We start from the raw sequence: 11612 nt of genomic DNA, 5'->3' as shown, positions 1-11612 counted from the left end.
TCAACTACTAACCAACTACCACCCATTTTCTAAAACTGTAAATTCTTTGATGGCCGTATTGGGTTCAATTATGGTATGCCCTTGCCAATAGGAGGGATCATACTGTTCCATATATTTGGGTGTTATCGTCTTATCTTCGGTTGTTGCCGTATATTGATCTGCACTTAGCGGTTGGGTGTCAAAAACAACAACTTCATACTTAGTTTTAGAAGCTGCCCCAACATCAATCCCCAGGGATAATTCATTTTGCTTTCTGCGGCCGCTGACGAATTTATTTTTTTCAATAATTTTTAGTGGACGATCTACCCCAAAACGCGCTCCCCTGATTTTTTCCATAAATTGGATGGCATATTTACCATTAGGGCCTTTTGCAAAGATCGTTTTACCGCTGTACCTATTGTCTGTATAGCTAAAACCAAATAACTTGACACGTTTTAGGTTTTTGACATTTTGATAATCCACACGTACCACGGCATAATCTTCGGTATTGATATAGAGTTGACCTTTAAAATCCTCGCCTCGCTTGGGCTCAAAATCGATTACATAGACGACCTGTTCATTAATCAGAGTATGCCCTTGTAGGGTAAACGCATAGCGACCTGATTTATGGATCACATTAAGTGTGGCATCCTCATCGACCAGATTGCTGTTTAGCAAGTCCTTAAGCACCGACTTGCGATTGTCTAAAAACTGATTTTCTTTGGGTTTATCTACTTCTTCTTTTACGGCAGCGGCCTCTTCATTATTTTCAAAAATGGAATCCATCTGCACTTTGGTGCCCAAAAACCAACCCGATTTGATTTTAAGGTAGGAGTTGGGTTTTACATTTTTCTTTAAGATACTTTCGAGCTTTTCCGATAGCGCATCCATAGAGCCATCGTTGCTTTTATCATATAATTCAGCGCCTTTGATGATACTGAATTTTTGCTCGGACGCATTGCCGTGTAGTGTACCCAGCACTTCTCTGAAGTAGGAGGATTTTCTGGGGATAATACCCACTACACTATCGATGAATTTTTTATTGAGTTCCTCAATAGTGGATTTTTCAAAGGCAATATTCATTTTGGTAAGGTCGTTGTAATCTGCCTGGCGAAAGAAAAGAGTTCTGCTGAGGTAGTCATCTGCATAATTGTTCTCCAGGTTATCTGCTACCAATTCGATGATATCTTCTGCCGATAGGTTTTTGTTGGATACATACACACTGCTGAGTTCAATGGCTTTTGGAGATACGTAGATGATGTCTTCGGTAACATCATCAATCCATACACCAATGCGTTCATAGCCCATAGCACTGATATAGATCGAGTCCTTTGCGGTAGCTATAGTTGCAGGATCATAACTAAAAACGCCTTCTTCGTTAGTAATGACGCCTTGATTTGCTGCAAATTCAACGGTAGCATAGGGTAGGGGTTCGTTGGTTTTTTTATCCAGTACCTGATAGCTTTTTACCTGAGCGGTGAGCGTTACGGAATAACTTAGTAGCAATAGCAGGGTGGTATATAGTGATTTCATTAACAATGATTTTTATGGTATTATTGGTATAGACGCAAATAGCTTACCAAAGGTTGCCTAAGACTTACCTATTGAAGACGTAATACACCCCATGATGTTACAACAAACCCTAAAAAACCCCAATCTTTTCGGGATAGGGGGGGTGTACTTTAATTTTTGGAGTATTTAGTTTTTAGAAAGTTTTTCAGCCATTAAAAAGGCGTTATAGGCATTCACTACCTTACCGGATTTGGATAGTTTAGAGAAGGGAACTTGATACACTTCTCCATTTTCTGAGGCCATCAATATAGTTGTGTCGTAATGAGTACCCGATGCCAATATAATTTGCTTTACTTGTTTCGCGGACAATTTAGGGTAATATGCTCTCAGCAACCCTGCGAGACCTGCTACAAGTGGTGAGGATACTGAGGTTCCATATCCAAAACCATATTGATTTTTACTATAAGTGGTCGTAAAAACATCCACACCAGGAGCGAATACATCAACGTTATTAATGCCATAGTTAGAAAATTGTGCTTTAAGATTTTCCTTGTCCCAAGTACTAGCACCAACCACGATTAAATTATCTACAATCTCTTTTCCCTCTTCGTGATCGTTTAGATAGTAGTCATATTTATCGATATTGGTATCTTCATTACCCGCAGCAGTAACTAGAAGCACATCTTTATCTGCCGCATATTGTAAGGCCTCATTGACCCATTGTTGGTTTAAGGATAAATTTTTGCCCCAACTCATATTGATTACTTTAGCCCCATTATCCACCGCATACCTAATAGCCAACGCTACATCTTTATCGTGTTCATCACCAGAGGCTACCATAACAACTGGCATTAACTTTATATGGACAGAAAAACCGTTTATTCCTATACTATTGGATCGGGTAGCTCCCATAACTCCAGATACAAAAGTTGCGTGTTGATAAGGTACATCACCATATACAATAGGACTGCCGTAATAGCGATCATTGATATTAGTAACATCATCACCTGGTATAGCTCGTTCATTATGTGCCAGGTTTAGTATTATTTTTTGTTTGGTATGTAAGCTATTTATCATTTCATCTAAAGCCTCCTGCGTCAAATTATTTTGCCAGGCTTCTTTGTAGTCTTTTAGCTTAGGCTGAATTGCTAAATTATCCTTATAAGAAACAATCAAACTATCCAATTCTTTTGAAGTGTAGCTCATTTTGGGATATATACTATCTAATACTCTTTCACCTTTGTTTACCTTATCTTTCCAAAGCTTCATATTATGAATTTTTACTTCAGCTTCTGGGTCTACTTCCTTTTTCCAGGCGGTATATGCCTTCGTATATAGTTCGTATTTGTCCATCAAATCACTAGGAATTTCATTGGCTGCTTTGTCCTTGAAAATAGAATCGTAGGCCTTAACAATTCGGGTGCTTTCTACATATTGATATTTTACAAATTCTCCTTTGGTATTACTTAAAAAATCCCAACCGTTTATATCATCCACATACCCATTGTTATCGTCGTCAATACCATTATCGGGGATTTCATCTGTATTGATCCATATTTGATCTTTGAGATCTTCGTGGTGAATATCGAGCTTGGTGTCTAAAACCGCTACAATAACCTCTTGCCCTTTTCTAGTCTTGATCACCTCGCGATAGGCTTTGTCCAGGCTGATCCCTGGGATAGTATCCTCTGCATAGTCTTTTTGATACCAAGATTTTAGTTTTTCCTCAGGTAGTGGTCTGGTGATATTTTTACCAATAATTTTTAAGGACTGCCTTCCGGATTGTGCATCGGTCGCTATACTAAACGTAAAGTTTTTGATAAGTTTAGAATTATTGGCGATCAGACTGCTTTTCCAATCTTTTAAAAGTTCTGAGTGCTCAAAATCTGCATTCTTTAGTGGTACAGGGTAATAAAAACCATCATTGTCTTTTAAAAACAACTGAAAATTATCAAAGAAAAACATACCGTTATAGTATGCCATACCACCTATGGTAAGGCTGCTCGCATTAGGAAGTAACGTCCCCTTAATTTCATATTTCTGCCATTTGTCGTTGGTAATTGGCCTGTTTTTCATGTTGTCAAAAAATCCAGGTTGTTCATCTTTATTATCTACTCTTGCCCATAGCCTGGCTTCGGTGGTGGAATCTTGTTTGTGCCTTTCAACTTTAACCCAGCCCGTAAATTTGAATGCGGTAGGTTTATCAACGTCAATTTCAATTTTTTGTAAAAAAGGTATCCAGTGCTTGGCTAAAGTAGTTTTTTGTGCATTGAGAATGGATGAAGTGAATATGAAAAATATGAATACAACCCTGATCAGATGTGGCTTCATTATAGTTAGTCGTTTGATAGATAGTATAGTAAAATTGAGTTTAGTTACGATAATATTTATTTGTAAACACTAAGATTTGGTATAATCTAACTTTTTCTTTATTAATACTATTTGGCCTAGGTGATAGGATTGATGTTCTAATACGTGCATCCAGTGATGCAAATTTGTATTAGAATCTAAACTCTTTGTTAATAACCATTTATCACTTATCGATTTAAATAGTAGTAAAGTTCTTTTTCTGACCTGTTTATGAATTTTCAAATAATAATTTAAATTATTACCTTTAAAAAATTGATAACTTTTTTCATCAAGATAAAATGCTTTTTTAAAAGTATTTTCGTTAAAAAGCTTAAAGCTATTCTGGCCAAAAGTATAATTCAAATAGTATGCTTCTACAGCTGCTATATGAATTAAGAGGCTTGAAATATTATTTTTTATATTTTCATCAATAAAATCTAGATCACTAACCTCTAAATTTTTGATTGCCGAATATAATTGCTGGTCTGATCTTTCAAAAGATTCAATTAGATTTCGAACAAATGGAGTGTAATTTTCAAGATTGTTTGAATTTTTTCCAATTATTTGAAGGCACATTCTATTATTGAATTCTTCTACACCGAAAGAATATGATTCAAAAAATTCATCACTTCTATTTTCTTTAGTGCCCTCTTGCCATCCGACAATTTTTTTTGATTGAATTGATCCAATTTCAAAAGAAGAGTTAGATAAATTATAGTTTTTTATGGAAACATTAAAATCCGTAAATCTAAAAACCCCATACCCTTGACAAAATCCACCTATGTAAATAATGTCTGAAGGGTCATTAACTATCCCTTCTAGTTCAATGTATTTCCAAGTATTTGATACAACTCCCTTTTCTTTTGGATTTTTAAACAAGACAACTTTACCTGCTTTATTTTCAACTCTAATCCAAATGGATGCAAAAGATCCAGGTTTAATATTACTAGTTGATATTTTTGCACCAAGAGTGAACTCTCCTTTAAAATCAACTTGTAATTTTTGAAAAAATGAATACCAATTAGAGGACATTAATTATTAATTATCTGGTAATCCGGGTGTCCAGTTTGCCATAAGGCAAATGCTAGTACATCTGTATTGTTTAGTATTCTTTTATTCTTGGAATTAGCGTTTCCATGTCCTGTTCCAAAATCAACTTTTAATAAAATAGGGTTATCTGAAGAATTATAGTTTTTTAATTTTGCATAAAACTTTAAAGAATCCCAAGCAGGAACTCTTTTATCATTTAAGCCCGCAGTAAGCAATGTTCCAGGATATTTTATGTTTTCTTCTAAATGGTGAAAAGAATCCATTTCCAAAAGCCACTTAAATTCATCTTGGTTTTTAATCGTACCAAATTCTTTGGTGTTATTAGCACCATTAGAATCAGTCTCCAATTTTATTGTATTAAGAAATCCAACATTTATTATCGAAGCAGCAAAGAGGTCTGGGCGCTCCGTCATTGCACGTCCAATTGCTATTGCTCCTGCACTTGCTCCATTTATTGCTACTTTATTAGAAGCAGTATATTTTTCCTCTATTAAATATTCAGTGCAAGCAATTAGATCTTTCCAAGTGTTAGGTTTTGTTTCTTTATAACCACCCTTATACCACATATCACCTTTTGCACCTCCACCTCGTACATGTGCTATTGCATATATTCCTCCTTCATGTACCCAAGTCATAACTTTATCGCTAAAAGTTGGCGAAATAGTTGCTCCATATGAACCATATGCAACCATAAAGACTCTATTATCTCTGTTTTTTACAATATTTTTATTATAAATTAGGGATAAAGGAACTTTTGCTCCATCATGTGCGGTAATTTCGATTTCTTCTACTCTAAGGTCATTAACAAAAGTATCTATTTCTTTTGATACTAGATTTGCCTCTGCAAACATTTCTGTATTGAAATTATATACAAACCTTTTACTAGTATTGAGCCAGCCTTCTATAGTTACTTCTAAATAATCAGAATCCTTTCCTAATGATTTCAATTTAATCTTTCCCGCAGGAATTGGTGTTTCAATTTGACTTATTTGGCCATTATTTTTCCTAATAAACAATTTTGCTTCTACTCCATTTTTAACGGTTGTAAAAACAATCCCTTTGTTCGTTATCTTAAATGATTTTATTACTTCATTGGGAATTTCATCCACCAGTACGGAAGATTTGTCTAAATCTGGATTTTTAAGATCTACTTTACAGATTTTAAAATTTGATGCATTTTTTGAAGTTAGAAATATCATATAATCTCCTGTTTGATCATATGACATCACTTTATCCTCTTTTTTAAATAACGGCTTCCAACTATTAGTTGAATCATTAAATGTTTTAGATTCAACATAATAATAATCGTGGTAAATACTTGCGCCTGCCTTGGCAGCTAATATTAATTTATCTTCTTCACCATTAATCATTACTACTGGTATATCTTCTGGTTTAAATTCTAATGAAGAATTTTTATTTTTTGAAAATAAAACTTTTGGTTCATCATTAAACCTATAAATCATCACCTCAGTATTTATAAAAATATCTTTGGCTTCTGGGTTGGTTATTTGAAGATAAGTTACGCCAGAGTTGTCCTGTAACCAATATATACCACCGTAACTTGGAACAGCGTTGTAAAGAATGTCATTCGATAATTTCTTATCTTTAATATTATAAAATCTGATTTCTGAGACCTCTTTACCTTTCTCAGCTAAACCAATAACAATTTTTGAAAAGTCCCAGCTAGGTTTGTAATAGTTAACGTAATAATTTTCGTTTATAACTTTTGGATCAAATAACACCTCATCATCACTTTCAATATTTTTACGATAATAGATTTTGTAATAATCTTCGTTAGTTTTCCTTTTTAAATAGAAAAAACTTTTTTCTTGAGTTATTGTTACATCAATAATTTTATCGCCTGATGTTCCACCGAAGTTTTCCTGTAGATTAATTAATCGATTTCTATTATTAATGCGGTTTAAATTCTGTGAACTAATTTCATTTTGATTCTTAATCCAAGAAATATTTGCGCTGTCGCTTAGGTTCTCTAAATACTCATACCTATCCTCCAAATCAGATAATTTTAGAGTATCATTAATATTTTGGGAATTACAATTAAACGAAACAATTAAAAGAAAAAAGATTAGGCTATTTTGCATATTGGAAAATTTAAACCAGCTTATAAAAAAGCTGGTTGTTTTTAAACTGTAGGAGCTGTATCAAAATCTGACATCGTTCCAACTACGGAAAGATTAGGATCTAATGTTGTTACACATAATATGGTTGATTCTCCTCCTCCATTGATCTGTTTTTTTTGTGAATTTGTTAGTTTAGAAATTGTTTGTTTTTTTAATGAAAGCTTTTTGTTTTTCATAATTAAGAAATTTGTTTTTTGATATTTGTTCAAAAATACTTTAAACCTTTTTAATTCAAAATATTTTAATTTTTTAAATGTTTCAATTTATAAATTGAAGGGGTTTGGTTACTATTCAACTTTCTGGTTTTGAATGTTTTTTATAAAGTAAGATGGATTAATTCCAGTTTTTTTCTGAAAAGCCCTAGAAAACGATTGAACACTACTAAATCCACTTTCTTCAGCGATATATTTAATTGCATATAATCTAAATTTCTTATCTGACTTTAATCTTGTAATACAATAATCAACTCTTAAGTCATTTATGTAATTTGCAAAATTCTTGTTTTTATAATGGTTAATTATCTTTGATAAATAGGCGGAATTTGTTGAGAAACGCTCAGCTAAGGAATTCAGTTTGATTGAGCGATCCAAGAATAAATTTTTATTTTCAAAAGTTTCTAATTTTTCTAATAGATCAGATATAACATCTTCGTGTAAATCAATCTCTTCTTTATTAACAATCTTATTATGATTTTCTTCTTTCTGATTTTTAATGCTATTTTCTTCTATTAGTAAGTTAAATCGTCTTTCATACAGTTTCTTTTTTTTATAGTAGTTATAAACAAAGAAAGTTAAAATGATTAAAATGATTGAAATAGTTAGGATTATAAACTTGGATGCACTCTTTTCTATTCTTAAGGATTTTATGATTGTATCTCTTTCTTTTAAAAGTTTAGCAGTATCATATTTCTTTACTAAATCTGATTTTAAATTCTCATTTTTTATGTTTGTAATACTATCTAAATGAAGAAGTTTAGTTACAGTTTTTAATTGATTTTCGACATCATTTTTATATTTATAATATTCAATCAATAATTCAAGAGCTGGTCTTCTCTCTTTTGAATAATTTGTTTCATCAATTAAAGTGTCTAAGGTTGACAAATAATTATAGGCTTTTTCTTTCTTATTTAGTTTGAAGTATATCTTTGCAATTTGAAGATTGGTGTAGATAGCGTCAGCTTCATCATACAGTAAGCTGTCTTGAAGTCTTTTTTTTATTTTAAATAAAGTATCTAATGCTTTATTGTAATTTTTTGACATGTAGCTATTAATGCCGCTTAGTATCAAAAAAGTACTATATGTCTCCTGATCATCTATTTTTATACTTTCTCTTAATCCATAATTAACATATGTTCTGGCTGAATCGGGTAGCTCAGCATTATGATAAGAATTAGAAAGAGCAAAGAGTGTGTTTACCAAATAGGAGTATTTATTTTTAAAGGTGTCTGTTTTTTTTATAAACTTTAAATTGTTTTTAAATAGTTTTATCGAACCATCGATATCCCCAGAACTATTTTTGAGTAGGCCAATATTATGGTTAATTGCAAAAATTTGAGAAGTATTATTTCTTTTTTCAGCATAATCCAAAGCAATTAAATAATTCTTTAATGCATTGGAATTTTCTCCTAATCTGAAATAGACTCTTCCTTTATTTAAATAACCTAATCCTGGATAAATGTAATGAATATCACCTTTAGTCATTTCTATTAAACTATCTAAGTATTTTAAACGATCGGTATTATTTGAAATTTTAGAAATAAGATAATATCCTTTTGCAATTTTGTATTTAGCATTATCGATTTGTGCTTTGCTTAAATAACATTTAGCTAGATATTGAGCAACTTCTTTATTAGCAAAATCTTTTTTGTATAAGCTTTCTATCTTGTTATAATCTAAATTTAATATTGAATCTTGATTATATAAGCTTTGTATAAATAATGTTTTGCTATATGAATATGTTTTTAATAACGGTAAGAAGAAAAATACCAATGGTATTATATAACTGAATTGAATATTTTTTATCAAGATCCTTTTTTTATAGGTTTTTTGTCTTTTTTTTAATGAGATACAAATATATTATTGTTCATAGAGAATCAAAATAAAATCCTTGTTTATCAGATTGTTAAATCAAATCCTTATTTTATCAATTTATAAAATGATAGTGTACAATTCATAAATCGACAAGACAACTCCTTGTTTTCCACATTCCCCTCCCCCTATCTTTGACCCAATCCAAAACCACAAGTGCACAGTAATCGATTAGGTTTTTTGGAGATCAAATAATCATAAATTTTAATATACAATGGCATTAGCCCCTCAATCCCGAACACTGTTTAGGACAGCTCCCCCGAAAGGGAGTAGTATAAAGGCTAAGGTGTTGTATACAAATCAAAAGAAAGTATAAAATGACATATCTAGATTTCTCCTTTCCTGTTTTACTTTGGCAACTACTAAATGTCCTATTTTTTATGGGAGTGCTCTATTTTGTATATAAGCTCTATGTGATGAGTAAAAGGATATACAAAAAGGTAGTGGAAGAGGATCTGCGATAGAACCCCAGCAAATAAATCACAAAATTATATAAATCAATAAGTTACATAAGTGTAGCAACACTATGCCTGGATAGCTATGCTCATTTTTAAACACAAAACCTAATACTCATGCAAACACAAGACCATATGATCAACGGCATACTAACGGGAGATGAACGCATCCTTGATGCTTTTTATCAGCACAATTTTGCTGCCGTACGCAGGTATGTGTTACTGCATCGTGGCACTATTGAAGATGCGGAAGATATTTTTCAAGAAGCGTTGCTGTTGCTATACCAAAAGCTAAAACGCAATGAGCTGCACATTCAAACTTCTATACACGGATATTTTTATGGGGTTAGTAAAAATCTATGGCGTAATCGCCTGCGTCAACAAAAATTGGTGTACTGTGAGCTGAGCGAAATCGAAAGCAGCGAAGCACAGCTTGCTGTGATGCAGCAGCTAGAGGATGAGGCTAAAGTGCAATTGTTTCAGCAGTATTTTGAGCAGCTCAACAGTGCTTCGCAACAGATCTGGAAGCTGTTTTTTGCGGGTTGTTCTACCCGAGCGATAGCAGAACGCTTAGGAGCAAGCGAGGGAAGTGTTCGCAAAAAGAAGTTTGATACCAAAAAGAAGCTGGTAGAGCTGATGCAACATGATCCCCGCTATGCGGAGTTATGTGCTTGAGCATAGAGTTTTTGGATTGAAAATAAAATAGGTAGTACTTACTACCAACAACATACAACTAATAACAATAATAATCATTGCGCAATGTAGGCGGAAACCGAAAAGCCTTAAAAGAGTAGGTGTTATCAAATTAAAATTTATTTTTATGAAAACTTTAGAAATTAACAAAATGGAAAGTATACAAGGTGGAGATTGTGTTGAAGAAACAGTTTCTGCTGGCGTTAAAGGTGCAGTTGGTGGTGCAATTACCGGCGCATTGGCGGGTGGAGTTGGAGCTTTGCCAGGTGCTGCTGGTGGCTGGCTAGTAGGAGCTCTTTCAGGATTGGTTGCTTGTGTAGTGACTAGTAACATGGAATAATACAAATGGTAGGCCTTGAATATTGGTTTGAGGTCTACCAAATTCATAAATTATGATGAAGAGTTTGAAATTAATAATGGCAACTAAACTGAAATTATTCTTTAGAAATGATTTTGAAAGCTATAGGGTAAAGTCTTGGTTAGTAGTTTTGACGACATATGTACTCGCTGCATTTTTTATTTATGGTTTTAAAAATTATTCTAGCTCGATATTGATGCTTTGTTTTTTTGTGCTCAGTATTGTTAATTCCCATAGTATTGAACAAAAGAGCTGGTTAGATTCATGCTTTTTACACTCCATTTTTGGAAATAAAAAATTAAGTATAGGTATTAATGTATTGTCTGATTTTATTCTAAAACTTATTCTTAGTATTCCATTCATTATCTCATTAATTATTTTTTCTACTAACGAGGAGGCTGTATTATCTGTTATTACTATAGTGTTACATATTTTGTTGAGCTTTTTCATTACTGAAATGGCCTATAAAGATCTGACATATAAAAAGCGCAATAAAGTTTTAATATTTTTTTATATGGCTTTTCTAATCTTCTTTTGCTCCGGCGCAATTGATACCACTGCATTTACTGTTGATGAGAGTTATGTTTTATTAGATTTTTTAAGTAGAAATTCTATGAAAATACTTCTAATTATATTATTGATTCATAGTATAAGTCTACCATTATTTTTTAATCATTACTATAACTTCTCTTTTATTAAAATATCTAAAAATGATTGAGTTACTTAAGTTGATAATAATTAAGGAATTACGACATAACTTATTGTTAGAGTATTTGTTGATGTCTATGATATTTGTATTAGTCATTTACTCAGGTGTAAATCTGCTTTTACCTTTTTTAATATTGCTAATCCCAGAAAGGTTTATTTATTCGTTCTGGAATAGAAAAGAAGAGAGATTATTCATAAGCTTAAATACTAGCGAGTTTTTCGGTAGGTTGCTTTTTGTCAATAGATTAAGAACTATCGTAGAGAGTAATATTATTTATAT

General features: G+C 32.4%; 9 protein-coding genes. 3 read left to right on the top strand and 6 right to left on the bottom strand.

Going from position 1 to position 11612, the window contains the following annotated elements; translation table 11 throughout:
* Positions 1-15 precede the first annotated feature (15 nt).
* From EV197_RS01755 to EV197_RS01735, 6 genes are all read right to left on the bottom strand, one after another.
* A complete protein-coding gene (locus EV197_RS01755; protein WP_130285017.1) occupies positions 16-1512 on the bottom strand; it encodes a peptidase associated/transthyretin-like domain-containing protein in 1497 nt (498 codons plus the stop codon).
* 165 nt (positions 1513-1677) lie between these two features.
* Positions 1678-3822, bottom strand: a complete 2145-nt coding sequence (locus tag EV197_RS01750; protein ID WP_130285016.1) for a S8 family serine peptidase — start codon at positions 3820-3822, stop codon at positions 1678-1680.
* A gap of 69 nt (positions 3823-3891) precedes the next feature.
* Complete coding sequence (locus EV197_RS01745; protein ID WP_130285015.1) at positions 3892-4872, bottom strand: DinB family protein; 981 nt, start codon at positions 4870-4872, stop codon at positions 3892-3894.
* Positions 4872-6992, bottom strand: coding sequence for a prolyl oligopeptidase family serine peptidase (locus EV197_RS01740; RefSeq protein ID WP_130285014.1), 2121 nt, complete (start codon positions 6990-6992; stop codon positions 4872-4874). The genes EV197_RS01745 and EV197_RS01740 overlap by 1 nt, the downstream gene beginning before the upstream one ends.
* Before the next feature lie 41 nt (positions 6993-7033).
* On the bottom strand, positions 7034-7207 hold the full coding sequence (locus EV197_RS16960) for a class I lanthipeptide (RefSeq protein ID WP_165388974.1): 174 nt from the start codon (positions 7205-7207) through the stop codon (positions 7034-7036).
* Positions 7208-7318: 111 nt separating this feature from the next.
* A complete protein-coding gene (locus EV197_RS01735) occupies positions 7319-9055 on the bottom strand; it encodes a helix-turn-helix domain-containing protein (protein WP_130285013.1) in 1737 nt (578 codons plus the stop codon).
* A gap of 635 nt (positions 9056-9690) precedes the next feature.
* Between EV197_RS01735 and EV197_RS01730 the strand changes: the two genes are divergently transcribed.
* From EV197_RS01730 to EV197_RS01720, 3 genes are all read left to right on the top strand, one after another.
* Positions 9691-10248: an RNA polymerase sigma factor gene (locus tag EV197_RS01730; protein WP_130285012.1), complete on the top strand. Its 558-nt coding sequence runs from the start codon at positions 9691-9693 to the stop codon at positions 10246-10248.
* A 145-nt stretch (positions 10249-10393) separates the two neighbouring features.
* Positions 10394-10606 carry a Blp family class II bacteriocin gene (locus EV197_RS01725; RefSeq protein ID WP_130285011.1) on the top strand — a complete coding sequence of 71 codons (213 nt, stop codon included), beginning with the start codon at positions 10394-10396 and terminating at the stop codon, positions 10604-10606.
* A gap of 52 nt (positions 10607-10658) precedes the next feature.
* Positions 10659-11342 carry a hypothetical protein gene (locus EV197_RS01720; protein ID WP_130285010.1) on the top strand — a complete coding sequence of 228 codons (684 nt, stop codon included), beginning with the start codon at positions 10659-10661 and terminating at the stop codon, positions 11340-11342.
* Positions 11343-11612: the final 270 nt, after the last annotated feature.

Origin of the sequence: Aquimarina brevivitae (assembly GCF_004216895.1) — a bacterium.
In the GTDB taxonomy this organism is placed as follows: domain Bacteria; phylum Bacteroidota; class Bacteroidia; order Flavobacteriales; family Flavobacteriaceae; genus Aquimarina; species Aquimarina brevivitae.
This window is presented reverse-complemented; position numbering and strand designations above follow the sequence as displayed.